General features: G+C 46.1%; 1 protein-coding gene (running past one end of the window). It reads right to left on the reverse strand.

What is annotated here, in order from left to right:
• Positions 1–21,484, reverse strand: partial view of a CARDB domain-containing protein gene (locus CYAN7822_RS39750; RefSeq protein ID WP_013334495.1) — the 3' portion only. The gene runs 12,545 nt beyond the window's last position; only the last 21,484 of its 34,029 coding nucleotides appear in the window; its start codon lies beyond the right edge, outside the window — the gene reads right to left on this strand; it ends in the stop codon at positions 1–3.

Consider the following 21,484-nt stretch of genomic DNA (forward strand, 5'->3'; position numbering starts at 1 on the left):
TTATCCAATAGCTACAACATTAGCACCAGCATTAAAAAGGATATTACCTTTGACTTCAATAGAACCAAACAGGGTTGAGTTCCCATTATAAGTAAAATCTTTGCTGGCTAAAAACTGTCCTGTGGTATTGGTAGCACCATTGTAAACAATTGAACCTTGAGAAATAACGCGCAATTGACTGTTACTATCGGTAGTAGTGGTAGCCCCATTAAACGTAATACTACCGCTATTACTGCTATTTGCTAGTAAAGTCGAACCCGAAAAACGCGCTCCACCATTCATATTAATCGAGCCAGAGGCAAATACCGATAAATTATTCGCTTGAACATTAGCAAGATTAATATTTCCGTTATTAGCAATCAATACCACATTGTTGAGGTTATGGCCCTGACCGTTAAAATTAATACTTCCTTGCTCAACGATAATCACATAATTACTGAGATTAACTTGATTAGGAATCGTTAAGCCGCCATTAATCACACGAACCACTGTAGGATTGTTAGAAGTTCCCGCCGGTGGGAATTTTTGCGCCCAATCTGAGGCATTATTCAGGGTATTTTGTTGAGCATTAAAGATCACCGTCGGCGTTCCGGTGGGAATTTTAGCGACTAACTCCTGATTTAAAAGATCGCTATAAAGCGGAACCGTTACAGTTTGCTGTTCAATCACTTGAGGCGGCAGCAGATTACTGTATTTACCCGTAGTCGCATTGCTAACCGTATAATTAGGCCCAACCGTAACCGCCCTGTCTACCAGAATCTGCTTACCTGCTTGATCCACAATAGCATTACCCTGAGCATCTCTGAGAACCGGTAAAATAATATTTCCATTAAAGGTAAAGCCTTTACCCGCATAAATCAAGGCATCATCATCTAAATTAAGCGGATTTCCATCAAAATCACCACCTCCATTGATGGTTACAGTTCCCTCGGCTTTAATCGTAAACGGACGCGGTTGATCATTATTGAGAATCGTACCAATGGCTTGCGACTGACTCACAATCGCATTAGTCGGACTACTCAAGTTCAGCACAAAGATTTCATCCGCTTCTACGAGACGGTCCCCTTTAACCTCCACAGAAATCGTCTTAAGCGTTTCTCCCGGTGCAAAAGTCAGCGTGCCGCTTGTGGCTGTATAGTCAAGCCCGGCCGTAGCTGTACCATTAGCTGTACTATAATTGACGCTCACTGTCTTACCACTAGGGGCACTCAGACTAACCGTAAAAGTCGCTGTTGTGCTGCCACTATCTCCCTCAGTAACGCTCACATTACCAACAGTGAGCGCGGGTAGGGGATCGTTATCAACAATAGTAGCAACAGCCACAGCATCACTAAGCGTCGCATGAGTCGGTTGTGTCAAATTGAGTAAGAAGCGTTCATCAAACTCATCGAGTTGATCATTAAGAATTTCCACCGAAACGGTTTGTGTGGTTTGTCCGGGTGCAAAAGTAAGGGTTCCGCTTGTGGCCCTGTAGTCAACCCCGGCAGTGGCTGTATCATTAGCCGTCGCATAATTAACCTGGATCGGTTTTTCACTTGCCGCAGAAAGATTCACTTTAAAGACCGCAAGACTCGTCCCATTGTCGCCTTCAGTAATAGAAACATCATCCACTGATAAGCTAGGCGCAGCATCATTATCCTCAATAGTGGCCTGTGCTTGGTTATCCCCTAAAGCAGCGAAAGTCGCGTTACTTAAAACAATCGAGAATTGCTCATCAAATTCATCCACCAGATCGCCAAGAATCGCCACAGAAATGGTTTGAGTCGTTTGTCCAGGGGCAAAAGTGAGGGTTCCTTGAGCCGCCACATAATCTAACGAGGATTTAGCCGTCGCGTCTTGTGTGGCAAAATTGACCGTAACCGTTTGGGTACTGGCCTCAGATAAGCTAACCGTAAAGATAGCTGTACTCGTATTGTTATCTCCTTCCACTACAGTAACGTCATTAATGGTTAAGCTAGGAAGCGGCTTAACATTAACCAGGAATTGATCCACACTGCTGGCACCCTCATCATCAGTCACCGTCAAACTCACCGTATAAGTTCCACTATTGCTATAAACATAGGTAGGTGTTAACGAATTAGTATTACTCGTTCCATCGCCAAAATTCCAGACAAAAGTATGAGTATCGAGAATACCCGGGTCTGTGTAAGTTCCATTAAAGCTAACCGCTTGACCCTGATAAACAGTTTGATCTATTCCCGCCTTCACAGTGGGCGCAACATTAGAAACATTGACCTCTAAGCTTTGAGTGGTGACAGCGTTGTCTGAATCTTTAACCGAGAGAGTCACGATATAAACCCCATTTTCCACAAAAACGTGACTCACCGTTTGCCCGATAACTGCTTCGTTTCCATCGCCAAAATTCCAACTGTAAGTCAGAGAATCATTACCCGCATCAGTCGCACTCGCATTAAAGACCACCGTTGAACCTTCACTAGGAGTCAGATTACCCGTCATACTCGTTATAGTAGGCGCAACATTATTAACGGTCACTAACAGACTTTGACTTGTCGCCGCGCCATCCGCATCCACAACCGTTACCGTGACCGTATAGTTTCCATTATTGGCCCAAGTATAATTGACATTCTGACCAGGAATCACCGCACTGCTATCGCCAAAATTCCAACTATAACTGAGGGTATCATTACCCGGATCAGTTGCTGTGGCACTGAAGCTACCGCTACTCCCTTCATTTAGGGCCGTTGGTGCATTCACACTGATTAAAGTGGGGGCAAGATTAAAGACGGAAACCGTAAGAGTATCTTGACCCATATCCCCGTTATTATCGATCACCGTGAGAGTAACGGTATAAGTTCCGTTATTAGCATAGGTATGAGTTGGGGTTAAGCTGCCGGTGTTGGTATTTCCGTCTCCAAAGTTCCAGATAATGCTATGACTGTCTAAAACTCCGGGGTCAGTATAACTACCGTTAAAGCTCACACTTTGCCCTTCAAAAGAGGTGAGATCATTACCCGCATTCACCAGAGGAGCCAAGTTATTCACCGTCACCGTCAAGCTTTGCTGTGTGGCGTTTCCATTATCATCACTGACTGTCAGCGTCACCGTGTAAGTTCCGTTATCCGCAAAGGTATGACTAACCAGTTGACCTAAAATTGGCTCACTGTTATCACCAAAGTTCCAGCTATAGGTTAAGGGATCATTATTAATGTCTGTCGCTGTGGCATTAAAGCTTGCCGGCGTTCCTTCATTAAGAATAGAAGGACTCGAAATACTGGTAATAGTGGGCAGTGCATTGTTAACATTAACCGTTAAACTTTGGCTGGTGCTGCCTCCATTCGTATCCGTAACCGTTAAAGTGGTGGTGTAAGTCCCACTGTTAACAAAGGTATGACTGACCGCGTTACCCGTCATTGGATCACTACCATCGCCAAAATTCCAGGTATAAGTTAGCGCATCGTTGCCCGCATCTGTAGCCGTCGCACTAAAGTTAATTACAGTTCCCTCTTGCGGGTTGGGAGAGGTTTCTAAACTGGTAATAACCGGGGGCGCATTATTCACCGTAACCGTTACAGTGGTTTCATTAGAGCGATTACCGCTATCATCTGCAATGGTGTAGGTAAAGCTGTCAGTACCCACAAAACTCGCATTCGGGGTATAAGTAAGGGTTCCGTTCGCGTTAAAGGAAAGGGTTCCGTTGCTCGCAGACTGACCAATTTGTACCGATGACAGGTCTAGTGTTCCATCTGCATCCGTGTCATTAGCCGCCACATCGATAACCACCGGCGCGGCTTGAGAGGTGGTGCTAGTATCGGGGTTCGCCTCTGGGGCTAACGGCTGATTTCCTTCACTGAAAATGACCACATTGTCAATGGTGACAGAACCCTCTTTGCTACCAAAACCGAGTAAATCAAAGTAGAGTTTAGCCACTGTACCCGCGCTAATACCCGTTAAATCCACTTGAACAATGCGAGAAGAGGTCAGGCCGATCAGATCGCCAGAAGTTGTTGCCCCATTTATCTTGACTTTTGGACTAAAGTATGCTGCCCCCGTATATTGTAGATTGAGGAAAGCGTCAGTTTGAGTAAGTCCGGCGGCTGTGCCTACTAGGGGCGCAAGGGTATTCGCATCCAGTAAAGCCGCTTCAAAAGCATCACCCGGTGCTGAGGGACTACTGTCAAGGTCACTGTTAATGAGGGTAAACTGTAGCGTCTTAGCCCCTTGAGGAATGACAAAGCTTTGAGAGAAATTAGTCAACAGGGGCGAGGTTTCTTGTAAGACCGCTTGACCATTAATGATCGCTGTCGCGCCGCGTGTAGACCAACCGAAATTCGGATCGGTGCGGTTACTAATATTAAAGTTTCCATTGAGGATAGCGATCAGTGGGCTTGAGGTCAACGGTGCTTGGAGCGTTCCTTTTCCGTTAGCGAGATTACTATTGCGGGCCTGATGGAGAATTTGTAAGTCCAGACTCGAGGGAAGCTTACGTACCCCCGGAGCCAACATAGTATTCATCAGGTCATAAGCATAAGTGGTTGCATCCAAGTGAGAGCGATCGCTGGTTAATTTTGCACTGAAATTATTCCCAACAAAGAACGAAGAACCGCTAAGCGTTTTAACATTGCTATCAAATCCGTTCCAACCACTGATAAAGCCAGCAATATGACCCATTTCATGTAACATCGTGGTCAGCAAATCATAACTTCCATAAGCGGCTGAATTGGATGTAGCTTGGAAAGCACTGTCATTGAGAGATTGACTAAATTCGCTGTGATCAAGCGGCGTAGGATCAATAAACCAACCCAACCCATTACCGTCAATATCGATCACAATTTGGCCCCCGATGGGTCGTCCTTGAGCATCAAATTGAGCCACTTTCGCTTCTGCGAGTTGACCGACGGGTAAGTCTTCGAGGATCACATCAAAGCTAAACGGATTTTCTGGGTTTAATTGACTATTCCAGAGACTCAGCGCCGCCGCTTTAACACTTCCCAGTAATTCCGGCGAGTTGAGAAGATTACCCGTGAACCCAGTGCTGTTAGTGACAGGAGCGGCTTTCAGTTGATTATTTTGTAAGTCAGGGTCAGCACCCGAATAGCTATTACCATCTTTGGGTTCAACAGTGTTATCAGTCCCGTTAGTTAGTTCTTCAGAAATATACTGAGGCAATTCATTGATTAATTGAGAAGCCGTTTTTCTGGCCTCATCTCGTTTAGTGAGCAATTCATCTCGCACATCATTAGACAGATTAGTGAACAACTTCAAACCACTGAGGGTTTCAATATCCGCAACAGTTGTCACATACTCTTCATTTCTCCAATCTAACCAACGGGGATCAGTAACCGATTCAAACCCTTTAGCCGCCGCCGAGGTATTTTTAAATTTAACAGCAATCACACGGGTATCAGCCGTAATATCTGACAAGCTCATTCCCGGGCGGTCCATCACCAGGATCACCTTCCAAATGAATTCTGGTACCACAGGAACCACCGATCCTTCTTTCCCGAAAAGGTCTTCACTCGTCTTGTAAGCATCTCTGAGAGTGGGGGCCGGAGCTTCGGGTAAAGTTGTTAGTGTGGCTTGAGAACCGCCAGCAATAATATAAAGTTCTTTTCCTTGAGCCACCAAAGATTGAGCGTAAAGGTCCAGAGAACGCCAAGGTCCAACCGCCACGTCAATTTGCTGTGGTAGCGTGTTGCTCAAGATATAGGTTCCGGCCATATCTTTTTCCGTGCGGTTAAAATCAGCCGAGGTGGCCATCTGACCGGGTATATAACCACTCTTCTTGTAAGAATTAATATCAGGATTACTTAAGCCGCCAGGCGCATTACTGAGGGTGGGATCGGTGGTAAAGCGAGGATCTACCGGCGTAGTTGGACCCAGAGTCGCAATGGTTGAAGCATTCACCACTGAGCTAACCCAATTGGGGGTATAGATAAAACTATTAGTGGAACTATCGATGGAACTATTGTAAGATGCCGCGTATTGAGGCTTTTCAATCAGATAATTATTTTTTTGATTAAAGGAATCAGTAACAGCCTGTTGTTCCTGGTCTTTAACCTGTATTCCTAAGCCCAAAGACGCACTCTTGAAGAAAACATCATCAATGAGAACTTCTGTATTACCATTGAGTTTAAACTTGAGCGTTGTGGGTCGTCCACGCAAGTCAATGCCCCACGCTTCAGGAATTTCTAGGGTAAAGGTTTCAAACCCGCGTTTACCGTAGCTAATTTCATCCGCATTTTGGCCCAGTTTTAGCTTAATGGTGCCGATGAGAACAGAACTATCATCAAGGAATACTTGCAGGGTATCGGTACTATCAGCCGTCGCATCTTTAACATAGAGGTTAAAGCGTAATGCCCCCGTATCAGGGATAATAAAGCGATTGTGGCTAATTTCAGTCAAGTCTGAATTGAGTTTAATGGCATAATTCGCTTGAGAACGATCCACGCCTAGACGATTCAATTCACGCCATAAAGTCGGATCGCTAGACTGAGAAATATCATTGATATTGACTAAATGAGAATAAAGATCGACGCTTCCTGAGCTATCTCCATTATGGAATGACCAGCCCGGCAGCGATTTAGAAATTAACGTGCGTAGGAGTGTTTGCGCGGGGTTAATCTGAGTAATTGCATCAAAATTGCCATTAAAGATCGTGGGAACCGCATAGTCTCCCCGCATTCTGCGGCTATAAGTATTATCAAAGTTTAACGGCGTTTTCTCGCTTACAGACGTGTTCGGGCGTAAATTTTTACCACCTCCTAAAACCGAGAAGAACCAACCGGTGCCGATGCCCTCCCAAGGAGCCGTCGTCGCGTTATTCGCCCAGTTTGTATTGCTTTGAATATGATTAGGAACATACCAAGGATTTAATTGATTGTTAACGCCCAGAAAATCCGTATCGTAGAACTGGGTATTATAGCCGTCAGCTAAACGACGATAGAGGGCATCTGGTGCTTCTGTTAATCCGAGATTAGCGGTGCCACTGTACCAGCTTAATACTCGTCCATGTACGCCGCCTTGTCCAGCAAATATGGGAATAGGACCAATATTGAGGGGGTCTGTTTCTCGGGTAAAGCCGGCTCGACTATTGAGATAATTAGTGGTTCCTTGCCGCGTTCCTAACTGAAGGTTAATGTTGGGGGTATTGGCATAGAAATTAACCGCACTTTCAGTAAAACTGGTGTCAGTAATTTGAACCGGGGTAAATTGGAATATTTCGCCGCCTCTTCCGTGTCCCCGCATGATATTAGTCTTCATAGCCGCAAAGGTATTCTTGTTGTATCCCCAAGTCGGTGACATATGAGGACCATGTTCAATATCCAGACTATTAACTTGCATCAACTGTCTGACTACCTCATCCTGCCAGCTTCCGTAAGTGGGGTTAAACACAATGGGTAAATTGTCGGGGCGGGTGAGATTATTACCGTTATTTAAATCAGCATCCTTAGTTTTAAAGGGATTTAAAGACCTTCCACTTTCGACTCCAATGAGATCAAATAGATCCATATCTCCGGTAAAAGGTTTATTTTTGTTTGCCGCGTTAGATGTCCACTCGTTACCCGTGTTATCGATGCCGCGATCCCTTGTTAAATTATTGAGGAAATTCGGATCGTAGAGAATTGATTCTTTAGTGTAGTTTGGCGTGATGTTAACATCAATCGGCTCAGGATGATTGAGGAAATCCGGATACTTTAAGACATCGTTACGATTATCGTAAATAACACCGCCTTTAACGTAGGCGCGACTATGAGTATATTCAGTGGTTTCCCCAGGAATCGTATAGCGGAATAAAGTTAGCCCATCGGTGGGATGATAATCAGTCGGAGTACCATTATTCCATTGATTTTCCCAAGCAGTCCAGTAATTTTCCCAATAGTTTTTCCAGTAATCATCATATTGTTTGTCTGGTGCCAAACTGTTGAGGGTAGTAGCGTTAAAGCCGGGGATATATTGATTGAGTTCATCTGAAGAATATTCCTTCCAATGTCCTTCCCAATGGGTTTCCCAATCATATCGACGTTGGGCATGAAGTCCTGTACCTCCGTCGAGTTTTCGGAAAACAGCATCGGGTACATTAACCAGTTTACTGAGGGGTTTGGGTTTGTACAAGCCCACTAAACCAACCGGTCCGTCTTGACTACTGGCAAAGGTATTAGCATCAACGTTAGGTATCAAATAATTCATTAAATAGTAATCTTCTTTCTTAATGGTCTTGGGTTTCAAGAACATTGCTTTAGGAGAACTATTTAACTGACGGAAAATCGGGGCCTGTTTGTTAGTAAAGCGCACTTGGGTGATGACGTTTTGCTGTTGAGAAACATCCCAGAAACCAAAGATAGCACCCGGTGAGAGGCCGCCTTCTTCGGCCATTTTCCACCAATAATCCGCCTCTTGTTGACTAATACCTCGGCGTTGCGCTTCTGCATCAAAGTTAGTGCGATCAAATTTCCAATTGTTCGGAGAACCAATCAATCCGTTAAAGGTTTGATTGTAAATATAGTCAGTGGGTTGGGTATATTGACTATCTTGGTTTTGTGCGCGGGTACCTGTCCGGTCACTGCGAATACCTGGATTACCCGGATCGATAGTGGGAAGCTGGCTGAGGTTACGTCCTCCAGGGGTTAAGGTTCCCGATTCGAGGTTAGGAACCGTCTGATAATAATTATCTGCATAGGTGGTATTATTCCAAACCTGAACCAGAGGTTCATAGAAGTTTCCATAACCTAACTGTAATCGTCGATTGAACGGCCAAGGAATATTGACATCAATGGCGTTGAGACTCTTTTGATAGAAGTCATGAGGATCTAAAGTGGTTACCTGGAAGTCGCGTTCAGCTTGTCCTTGACTATTGGTAACCGGACTTCCATCTGAGTTGATGCGACCGCCGGCATAGGGGAAGAATGTCCCCAACCGTTGCACGATTTCGCTATTAACGACTGTGCCGCGACTAAACCCAATAAAGTGAAGCGGCGAGTTAAAGATATCCCCTTGCTGACGTACTAGATTACCTTTTGTATCATACAGAGATACCAGTTGATCGCCGTTGTATCGACCCACCTTGCCGCCCAGAAGTTGGTCTAATTGAACAATAGAGGTAAAGAACGCATCAGCCGCCGCTTCTGTATAACCGGAATCTGCAATTGCTGACTCATTTGCGCCTAGCCAATCGGGTAACAGCACTAGGGGTAGTGCATCATATTTGGGTTTATTGAGGAAAGAGGTTAATTTTGTTAAATAATTCGGGTCACTGGTGGGATTATCTGGGTTAGTAAAGCCGCTTTCTTCTTTAAACTCTGTCAAGAGTTGTCGGTTTTTATCAATGGGTACCCAGAAACCTGTAGGGCGATCATACTTCATGACCACACCGCCATCCGTAGAGTCAATAATACTGTTGGCGAGTTTGTAAATTTCCGAAGGAATTTCTAGGGCAGAAACAATAGGCGGGTTAAAGCCGTGAGTAATCACGCTTACACTAGCAAAAGGAGTGGTGGCGACGGGATTTTTCGCTTTAAATTCGCCTAACTTCAGATTCCGTTTGCCGTCAACCGTAAAGGCTTCTACTGCCCAATAGTATTTCTGTCCTGCGGTTAAGGTGAGTTCATCCGGAAGGGTAAAGGAGGTGTTATCAAAGGCAAGTATTCTTTGATTACTCCAACTCCAGCGATCAGACTCCCATGTAGCTGTCAAAATTCGGTTGGGGTTGAAATCCTTGTAACCGTTCCAATCTCGCGTCAAAAAGTCAAGTTTTTGCTGTTCGCTTAAGCCCGGTAGAACAGTAGGATCAGAAACATCCACCACTTTATCCCAAGGTAATAAGCCTTTACCCTCTGAGAAGGTACTGATAAATAAATTAACTTTATTGACACCCGCCTCTATTCCGTCGTCAAAGTCCCAACTAAACTTCGGAGTCAGAGGTTTCTCTTGAGTTTGGGTGTTATCAATGGGACCGAGTAAACTCAACCAAGGAGGTGTAGAAGTGGCTAAACCGCGAGGACCGGTGCCAATGGGTCCATAAGGACTGGTTTGTAAATTCCCTTGAGCATCAGGTTTTTGCAGAATTCCATAAGTAAATTGGTTTCTGGGGCGATCTTCTTTAATAATTCCATAATCTGCCGCCACACTAATGCGAGGATTAATATCATCAATGGGAACACGAATTAAATCATTAGCAAAAGTAGCACGTTGAGTAGCGGGATTAAAGAAGGGCGATTCAGGATTGCGGTCTAGTCCGTCTAAGATAAATTCATCCGGATTATTGAGGGTATAAATAATTTGCTCAACATCGAAGACGAAAAGCCCCGGCGTGTTGGGATAAGAGGCATAGAGATAGCGATTATCGGCAGATAGCACCAAACTCTCCGCTAATCCTCCCGGTATGGGGCGAGTAGCCGCCGCTAGGGTGGGATTTGGCCCTAGGGGATTAATAATGATCCCGATATTGCTACCTGCTTGCACCCCATCTACATCTTCCTTCTTATAGCCGTACGGGCCCCCATTCCAACCGACGACGAACCCATAACGCCCATCATTCGTAATAGCCACCGATTTAGCATTATTTACATCAAAATAATCATCTGGTGCGCCAAGGGCTAGTTCAGTGTAGCTAACACTAGCCGCAAATTGATCAGGATTACTATTGGTGATGCTAATTAAGCCGTATCCCGTGCGATCGCTCTGACGGTTTGTAAAGACCATTTTATCGGGATTGGGTGTCGCCGCAATGCCTTCTGCGAGTTGTTCTCCTTGTATTTGTCCAATGACTTCACGCCACCTGTGGCTATTCAAGCGCCCGTTTTGCGGTTGGTCTGCCGGATCGATGTTAATGACAAAAATTTGGCTCTTAGTCGCCGCATTGGCCTTGACAAATGGGATATTTGGTGATGTGACAAATAATTTCCGCCCATCACTGCTAATGGCCATCTTGCGAATTCCATAAGGCGCAGGTCGTACCTGAATGGTTTGAACTACTTGGTGATAGGTGGAGGAAGAAGGATTAATATCTAAAACATAAATTGCCCCGATTTGTCCGTCGCCAATATAAGCGTATTGATCGCGTGAATCAATCACAATAGACCGAGGGGCGGTTCCTTCCCCAACCTTAATGGGATTAATTCCCTCAGTTTCAAGATTGGTATCCACCTGTTGAAGGGTCATAGTATCCACTAAGGCCACTTTGCCGGATTGTTCTAGCGGCACATAAGCGCGAACCCCATCAGTCGTTAAGGCCAGTTCTTGGGGTCTATCGGGTCCATCTTCTCCTACAGGAATGCGAGCTAATAAGAGATTACTACTGGTTTTGCTCGGGTCTTCAAAAATAACGCGCGGATCTCGGCCATCGACGACGGAAATCGAATCACTGGTCTTAAGCGCCCCAAAGACATAATTACCGGCTGAAGAGAGCTTAATTTCATTACTACCGAGTTTGATAATGTCATAGATCGGATCAGTTCCTTCTCGGCCTCTGAGTTGTTTTTGTTTGCGTTTGATACTAATACTAGAAATGCCCAGAGCAAGCGACGTAGGAACTTCGATAGCAACCTTGAATAAGTTATTGCCTAAGTTTTGGCTCAAACTCGACAGAACAGTGCCTTGATAGGTTTGGTTCCCGACGCGGAAATCCACTTCTAAGTCTTCAAATTGAGTACCCAAGGGATCGGGTAAACTATTGGGTTCAATCAGGACATTGCTACCAGTTACATACAAAATGGGTTCGCCACTGCTAAAGGTTAACTCGGCTTTTTGTAGTGCAGGCGGCGCGGTGGGACCTTGTTCCGTAGAGGCCACAGGGCCTAAAGAGATTTCAAATGAGGGAATGCCTTGAGGATCAAGTTGAACATTGGCCCGCGTCACACTCGGTAAACCGGTGGCCGGAACTTTGAGAATATTGACTGAGGAGATGTCATAAGTAATGGACAGGAAAGGACGAGTGTCAAACAATTGCATGAAGGTGTCTGCTTGGGCCACCGCACGATTAACATTGCTGAGTACCTTAGCCGCACTGCCGAGAAGCTTATTAGACACTCGTAACGCTTTAACTAGATTATTGCGTAGCGGTTCTAAGCGTCTGACTTTATCAGAAACCGCGTTGTAAATTTTTCTTAAAGTGGTGACCAGTTCTTCATCAGCTTCAGAGCGAATTAACAGATCAATTTGTTCTAGCGTAAAGCTTTCGATTTTCTTGAGCCAACGAGGCAGCACTCGCACGTAAGCTTGTATTTCTTGATTCTTCTCTTTAATTTCTTTGGTGGTATCTTCTAATTCTTTTAATTTGTCTTTAAAACCATCCCATTGTACAAGCGGTGAGGCGATGGCCCCCTCTGTCGCGTAAGCCGCCGTTAAGTTTTCATCTAAATCCCCGATGGTAATCGAATAAGAATCATTTTCCGAAGAAATCGCGCTAGTTCCCGTTAAGAATCCGAGGGCGGCCGAGAAGTTATCTACAAAATAAGTGGGCATTTTGTAGGTAACATTGAGTTTACCTTTGACTACCGAGGCACTACCAGCGAAATTATCCGGCACAGCTACTAAATATTCACCCGGACGCGCCGCACCTTGCCAAGGCGGTGATTGAGTGCGAATCATTCCGTCAGTTCCCACAACCGCCGATTCAACGGCTAACCATTTGGTTTGCCATACGCCGGTGATGTCCGGAACGGCGGCTTTTTCTAGGAGATAAACTTCGGTTCCGGGGGCGATATTTTGGCTGTTGGGTAAGGCAAATTGAAGCGGTAGGGCTAATGCACCACCATCTAACTCGAGTTTAAAGGCTCCGGCAAAGTTAAAGCCTTGAGGAATGGCTAAGTTTGAGGAAATCTCCGCCGCCGTTAAAGGAGTCAGATTCACGGTTGTGTCATAGATCAGTGCCTCGGGAGCCACTAATACTTGTGAACCATCACTCGCTTGAATCACGCCGCCTTCTGTGCCTAAAACTGTCGCGCCTAGATGAGGGGTCGTCACTTGAACCGGAATAACCGCTTCTGCCGCACCGTAAATGACAGTAACATCAGCAACCCCTTCCTTGAGAGCGGTAATTAAACCGTTTGCATCCACTTGCAGAACGGTGGGGTCACTGACAAAGTAACGAGTTCCCACAGAAGCTAATCTTAAATCAGGAGAATCGGGAATATCGGCTATTCCTACTAATAATTTGCGGGTAGCGTTTTTCGTGAGTGTAACCGCTAAAGGATAAATATCTAGCCCGTTTTCCTCGGCCACTGAGATATAAAACTCGTTTGTCGTGGTGGGTGTCGCTTGGCTGCCGATTCTTGTCGCTGTAACCGCTTGAATTCCATTACGTGCGGCTTTGAGAACTGTTACGCCTTCGGCGAGTCCGCTAACATAGCCGGTGCTGGTGATGCTGGCGATGCTGGCATTTTCTGAGCTAAAGCTGAGATAAGAACTCGGTAAGAGAACATTTTTCTGGTCGGCAAAATCGCCCATAACCATTAAGGTTGTTCCTTTACCCACTTCAAGGCGTGGATTTCCTACCACAAAGTCTAGGTCTACTAAGGGGGCGTTGCTGACAGTAATATTAATCGTCTGGGGTGCAGAAGCACTATAACCGTCATCTGCTAGAAGAGTAAAGCTTGCCGTTCCACTGTAACCGGTTTGCGGTGAGAAGGTAACAGAGGTTCCATCAGGGCTAAATTTGATGCTGCCCTTAGTGGGGTCAATAATGCGATAGAAAATTGGGTCGCCTTCTGGATCAATGGCTAATGAAGCGATATCAATGGTCGTCTCTAAATCGACGTGTGTCAGCACTGATTTAGTATTGACTAACGGGGCGCGATTGGCAATAAATCCGTAATTACCGCCTAGAATTTGCACATCTGTGGCATTAATTACCCCATCTCGGTTTAAATCTAGGGCTTTGCTGTAACCTGTTTGTCCGGCTGCTTTGCCTAATGCCGAGGAAATTAGTTGTCCGTCTAACCCATCCACTAACCCATCTCGGTTAAGATCGCCCGCGACAGACACCTGTAACGAGTAATTGCCTCCGGTTAAACTACTAAATTCCACCAGATTTAATCCGGACTGAGAAAGGGCAAATAACGCATAGGTACTATCATTCGCCTGTTGGGTGACTAAGGGGGTCAATCCTTGCAGCAGAGGAATAGAGGGAACTAACGTATTATTACCCTGTACCTCGACCCCAATCACCACCACACCATTGCTAGTGGTCTGGATTTCTGAGTCACGCAAACTGAAGGTATAACGGGCGGTTTGATTGGGGTTTAATGTGCCTGATGTCGGTGTGGGATTGAATTGAGCCGCACTGCCTAAGTCCCCTAAAATGCTGCCAATTTGAGGCGTGGTACCATAAGTAATCACCTCTCCACCCGTTCCCGGTGAGCCTGTGGCCAAGGTTAAGCGATCATCAGAGACAGAATAAGCATAGCGGCTCGATTGTCCTAACGCTAAATTGCGAGCAGAAATTAAATGGCCCTGATCGTCATAACGATAGATAATTTGGGTGCCGTCTGGGGCAGTAATTTGAGTTAAACGCCCTGCCGCATCTTTAACGAAACTCACTGTCTCGCCTGTAGAACTGGTAATGCCGCTATCACTGTAAATCAAGCGCGTTCCGTTAGCGGCTTTAATTTCTTCTACACCTCGTTCTGTAGAGAGGTAGTAAACGGTACCATCGGGAGCGCTTAAGGTATATTCAGCCCCGTTAAAGAGTTCACTCGCGGGATTATAGGGATTGCCGGTATTTAACTCATATAAACGATTACCGGCTAAGGTTAACTGTGCATTTGCGCTGGTGAGGGTATAGTTAACGCCCGCATCTGCCACCCATGCCGGTGTGTAATAGGTTAATCCAGGAATTTGATGACGTTGTGGAGCAAAGGTAAAACCGACTCGCTCGCCGCTAGGAAGGGTTAAGTATAAACGAGTTCCGATACGGAAAGGATTGTAAACCCCGCGAATTTCTTGTCCGGTGGCGGGGACATTGGTTTCTATATTGGTTTCTAGGGTTGCTAACCGCCAACCACTACCGAAAATACCGCTTTCATCACTGTTGAGAGAATCATAAACCCGAACCAACGAGAGCGGCACACCGCCTAATGTGAAGCTTAAATCGGTTTCTGTGCGTTTATATTGATTTTGTTTCGTTAAACTATTGACTTCTAATGCAACTTGTGCAGTGCTGGTTCGTCCACTCACATCAGTGGCTTTTAATCGCAGTTGATAGAAACCATTGCTAAGAGTAGAAGGATCAAATTGTGTTAAAGCCGCGTTATTAATGATGTTATTTCCACTCGCTAAAGTGACATAATTATTACTTCCTAGGTCAGCAATTTCTAATAACCATTGGTCTAAATTAATGTCATCAACCGTAGCAAGAATTGGGGTCTTAGCACTAATAAGGGTTCCTTCTAATCCGGCGGCAAAAGCGACAGAGGGGGCCGTTAAATCGAGTGGGTTACGAACTTTGAGAATTTGCGTAGTGGTTCCGGTGCGTCCGTCTGCATCAGTAGCAGAAGCTTCTATGGTGTACCGTCCGGAAGCGGTGGGCGTAAATTCAAAGCGACCTTGACTGTCTAAAGTGAGTGTTTGACCGTTAAGTTTAGCACTAATATTAGTAATATCAGCCAGCGAGGAAGCCACTGTTTGAATTAAAACTTTTTGTCCAGGAACAGCCGGAAAACTTGGGGTTAAATCAATGGTTACCGCCGGCGGAATTGGATTGGTTGTCACTCGCAGTAAAACCGCTTTCGATACCGTTAATTCCCCATCAGAAACCGTAAAGTTAACTGCATAATCTCCGGTTTGTCCTGGGTTGGGTATCCAGCTAAACTTGCCGGTGGAGGGGTCTAAGGTCGCGCCTGAAGGTAGCTTATCTACTGCATAGGTTAAACTGGTGTTGCTATCTGGGTCAGTGCCTAAGATATTAAATTCGAGTTTTTCACCCAAAGCGACTGCATGAGAAGAAACAGAAATGGCCGGACTACGGTTAACATTGGCTATCTTCAGGGTCACATTTTGAGTGGCGGTGGCACCAGCCGGATCACTCACCGCAAAGGAGACTACATAATCTCCGGCTTGTTCAAATCCAGGTTTCCAGGTAAATTTGCCAGTGCGTGGATCAAAGGATGCACCCGTAGGTAAAGCAGAAGTCACTGAGTAGACTAACAGGTCATTATCCACATCCCCGGCGGCAAGGGTAAACTGTAATTGAGTGTTTTCTTGTCCAGGTTGTAGCGGCAAAGGTGCAATAACCGGCGCTTGGTTGACATTATTAACCGTAATCGCAATAGTTTCGCTACTGCTGCGATTTCCGTCAGTGGTTCTTAGAGTAATGCCGCTATAAGTGCCGGCTTGAGAGAAATTAGGCTTAAAGGTCAAGATTCCCGATTGAGCATCTAAAACCGCACCAGTGGGTAAATTAGTAGCGCTGTAACTTAGTTTGTCGCCATCTGCATCAAATCCCGACAAGTTTAAGGTTAAGGTTTGCCCTTCATTAACCGTTTGATTGCCCACCGGTGTCAAAATCGGGGTTTGATTGCTGGTGCGGGCCACCAAATTGAAACTGATTTGATCACTCTTAACTTGACTAACATCACCGTTTCCACTGTCAGTGACTCGTAGGGTGATGGGGTAAGTCCCGATGGTTGCATTTGTAGGAGTCCAAGAGAACCGCGCTTGTCCATAAACACCGGTTGGCGTTAAAGTTGCGCCACTGGGTAATCCTACAGAACTAAAGCTGAGGGTTTCTTGATTGCGGTCACTCGCTTGAACCAAAAATTCCAGTAATTGGCCCACTACCGCCACTTGATCCCCGATATAATTGAGGCGAGGCGGCGCATTAGGCGCGTTAACCGAAATCACGAACGAGTAAGTATTAGAAGCGGCAACCGGGCCCCCATTTCCGTTATCCGTAGCGGTTAGGTTAATAGTATAATTTCCGCCGTCATTCGCAGTGGGCGTTAAACGCAATAATCCGGTGCCGTTTCCATTATCGGTAAAGGTGGCAAAATTGGGAATATCAAAGCCCGGTAATCCTTTTGCGGTTAGCGAAATGGGATCACTATCTGCATCGGTTGCTTGAACTTGGATTTCTATGACCTGACCGGCATTAATCGTTTGATTGGTGAGAGCAAGGATTTGAGGGGGTCGGTTAGTATTGAGGACTGTAATAGGAACCGTCACCGTGGCCGAACGATTCACACCGGTATTATCGCCGTTATCTGTAGCTGTAAAGGTGATGTTATAAGTGCCGGCACTGGTGAAACCGGGTGTCCAGCTAAAGATCGCCGTTTCTGGGTCAAAGGTTGCCCCGGTGGGTAAATTAGCCGCCACATAAGTCACCGTCGGGTCACTACCTTCGAGGGTGCTTAACTGGCCTTGACTATTGCGGTCCTGCGGCACAAAACCCAGATTATCAGGATCGAAAGCAAAGGCGCGGAATAGCACTTGTTGACCTTCCTGAACTTGCCAAGCACCTAAATTATCAAAAACCGGAGCCGCATTAACATTCAGTACCGTAATTTTCATGGTTTCGGTACTGCTAGATTCTCCATCACTAACCGTAAAGGGAATAGTATAAACACCCGCTTGGAAGAACGTCGGAGTCCATTCAAATACACCTGTATTGGGATTTAAGGTAGCTCCTCCAGGCAAGAGGCGGCTACTGTAAGTTAGGGTAGAATTCTCTGGGTCACGCCCTTGTAATTGAATACGAACATTATCGCCTTCTTGAACCGTTCGGTCTGCCGGACGAATTAACGTCGGGTCTTGATTGGTGGGTGCTATTAAGAAAGTAGTGGTTTGAACGACTTGAGTGTATCCATCACTGACCACAAATTCCACATCTTCATAAGTCCCCGCCGCCTCATAACCCGGTGTCCAACTTAAAACGCGAGTTTGAGGATTAAAGCTGGCACCTGGCGGCAAATTATTCACCCAGAAATTGAGCGGGTTATTATCCGCATCAGTGGCGTTTAGGGTGAGGGTGAGGGGTTTTCCTTCAGCGCCGCGAATCTGTTCAGCAATAGGAGTAAAGACCGGTTGACGGTTGCCGCCGCTTACTTGAATCGTAAACGATTGACTGCTAGAAGCCCCACGCCCATCATAAACCTGTAAATCTACATTACTGCTGACAAAACTAGCCGCAGTGGGCGACCAAGTAATTAACCCCGTGCTTGCATCGATGCTCATTCCCGCCGGCGCATTATTGAGGAGATAGCTTAAAACGCTTCCATCAGGGTCATTAGCTGTTACTTGATAAGTATAAGCGGTTCCTGCGGTAGCCGTCGTGACGGGAAGAGAAGTAATAATCGGCGCTTGATTGGGATAAGGGAGAGCATATAAACTGGTGGCAAATTCTACTCTTAGCGCGTCAGGGTCATAAACTGTAATAGTGCGATTGGTAATCGATTGACCCGGGCGTAAACGACCATCTGGAAGACTACTACTTAAATCAATCAGATAAGCACCTTCTGGTGTGCGGCCAATGCTGTCTAACGGTCTGCCGGTGAACGAGGAAGAAGGTTCTAATAACAGTCTTAAGGGTAAGAGTAAGTCAGCATCCGCGCGGCTGGTAATACTAATATCATACGACAGGGTTTGATTTTGACGATTTAGGCGCGGGTTCGTGAATTGTAAGTCAATATATGGTAAGAAGTCAGAAATAGCGGTGAAATCTTCTCGATAATCTTGAGCCAGAGGAATTCGAGCCGCACTTTGCAGGTTATCATCGACCTTAAGTTCATAAGCCCCCGGAATCAGCGTATTAAATGAGAGGACAACTGAACGAGTAGCGGCATTATATTGTACTGAACGCGGCGTTAAAGTCCCGTTATCACTAATCAATTGATAATTATTCGGATTCAGCACAGAAGCAGTATCACTGGCCGTCCCGACAAACATTTCTTGGTCAAAAGTAATGCTAATCTGACCTTGAGGTAAGGGTACTACCGCATCCGGAGCCGGATTGGTAGAGACCACTAGCGGCGCAGAAAGAGGATTGAAAACATCAATTTGATTCGACTGACTTAACAGAACTCGCCCATCGCTGGTAGTTTTAATATTTTCGCCGCGACTGCCGCCTCTGGCCACTGTGACTGACTCCAGAGAGGCCAAGTCAACCATTTTTAGTTCCCCGTTGTTATTGGAAACAAACAGTAAGCCGGCGAGCCGCGTTCCGTCTTTTCCAAAGGCCAGAGAATCCACAGGCGAATCAAACTCGAGCATTCTTTGAGCTTTGCCGGCGCTATCAAAACGAACAATAGTACCGCGTTCTGGCCAAGTAGTAGCCCAGAGTTTCCCATCCGGTGCAAAAGCCAGAGAATCTACTCGTAAATCACTGTAATGGGTGAATGTCTCGGTAACTGGGTTAAAGATTTCAATTCCATCCCCAGAAGACACATAAATTAATCCGGTTGTCGTTTCAATCGCCAGGGTTTGAGTTAATCCATCCCCGTATTGTTGTAAAATCTGCCCACTTTGAGCATCCAGTTTAACGAGAGGACCGCCGCCGGTAGTACCCCATAGATAACCTGTGGAGTCTAAGGCCAGGTCAAAAATGGGTTGATTGAGCGTAGCCAGGGCTGTTCCCGCTTGTCCGCCGGTAGCAGAAAAACGATATAAAGAGCCTCGATTTGCACCACCACTAGCGATTACGGAGCCATCCGAAAGCGTAACGATAGCCAGGGGAGCGATGCCTGCATGACTGGTGGGAATGCCTGTGGCAAAGGCCGAGGCCGTAAAAGGTCTGATGACTACATCGAATTCAGAGGGACGAGTCGAAGGTGTCGCCGCCGGAATATTTTCTTTTGCAGTGATAAACAGAGGATTCGTAGAAGGTGTGGGCGATGGAGGCGGTAACGTGCCTAAATCAGTTTGTGTACTTTCCTCTACCGTCGGTAAGCTGCCTAAATTAACGGCAGAACCATCATCTGGGGCGCTAATTCCTAAGCCAGGTTTTTCGGTATTACCCGCGTTATCTGTGGCTAAAACCAGGAATTCATAGGTGTGTCCCGCTTCGCCGCTATAAACGCCTGATGTATCACTGGTTTGTTGCTTCCATATCTTGAAGTCTCCGCCGTCTTTGGAGACATAAACCGTAGACCATTTAACGCCGCTTCCTTCGGAATCATCCACCGAGGACCATTTAACTAGATAATCAGAACTGCCGGCCCGTAGCGGGGTAACGGTTAACGATGAGGTGGGTGCTACTGCATCAATAATACTGGTCACTTCTTGGGTATCCATAGGAGCCGCCGTATTATAAATAATGCGTGCTTGGCTGCTAATTTCTGTACCGGTAGCCAGGTCTGCCTTGGGTAAAATCGTATAGGTGACAAAGCCGGTGCCTGCCGCATTAGCTGTATTGGGGGGTAATAGTCCTAAATTGGGATTGTTGAGAACTTCGCCGGTGTTGGGGTCTATGGCCTGTAATAACCAGGTCGCTGTATTGGATAGGGGGTCTAATCCGGCGCTTACCCTGAGAATAAATCCTTTGCTACGTACAAAGTCGAAATCGCCTTGGAAAGTTCCCCGACCTTGAGGGATATGTAATTGTATGTCACCGATGCGTAGGTCGCCTAATTGGAAGTTGCGAGGGTCTAAATCGCTATCAAGTTGGGTAACAATGCGAATTTCACTAACATTTGTCGAAGCCGTAGCCGCATTTTCAAAGCGAATAGTATAGGGGAGTTTTGTCTGTGCGGGGATAAAGTTCTCATTACCAAATCCTAACGGACCAGTAAGACTCGCTAAGTTGCTAATGCTGCCTGTAGCATTAAAGAAACTGGCAAAACTGGCCGGCGGGATAGGAACAGACCGAGGTAAATCGACTGCTGCCTCTCCATAGGGCACATAAACATTAAAGGCTTGATAATGAGTCGGTTTAGAGAGTCCTAAATTATATTGTGATGCAGGCGGCGGTGATTGCTGTCCGGTTTGGCCGGGTTTGTCGCCGTACCATTGACGAATTTTCTCAAAGAAACTGACGAGATTTCCATTAGAGATAATTTCTTTACCCACCGGTCCGAGCAAGATTCCTGACGCAAGTGTGGTAACTAGGCTGACGACTAAGGGATTTTGACGGATAGGGGGGGCTTGATTTTCAGGACGCAGGAAACCGGCTTGCTCTAAGGCGGCTAAATAGGCGTTTGTCCAAGTATTAATATCGGCGGCCAGTACGGTTAACGCTTGAGAGGCTGTACGGTCCGCTAGGATAGCATTTCTTAATTTAGCGGCTTCGGCTTTTTGCTGGGCGATAAATTCACTGCGGGTTAAGGCGGTCGCACTGGCTAAAATGTGGAATTGGAAGGCGATGTCTTCATCTAGGACATCATCTAAGGCTTTCGGGTCTTGTTTGAGTTTTTCTAACAGGCCGGGATAGGTTTGAACGTTGAAGGTTTGTCCGGCAAATCCGGCGGTCGGTAAATCAAAGATATAACCGGGGGCCAGTATTTCGCCGTTTTGATTGGTATCTGAAACTAAACTTGCCCAAGGTACGTCTGTGGCGGCTCCTTCTGGTGCGCCTCGTAAATTAGAAGTAAAGACTACA

The organism is Gloeothece verrucosa PCC 7822, assembly GCF_000147335.1.
In the GTDB taxonomy this organism is placed as follows: Bacteria; Cyanobacteriota; Cyanobacteriia; order Cyanobacteriales; family Microcystaceae; genus Gloeothece; species Gloeothece verrucosa.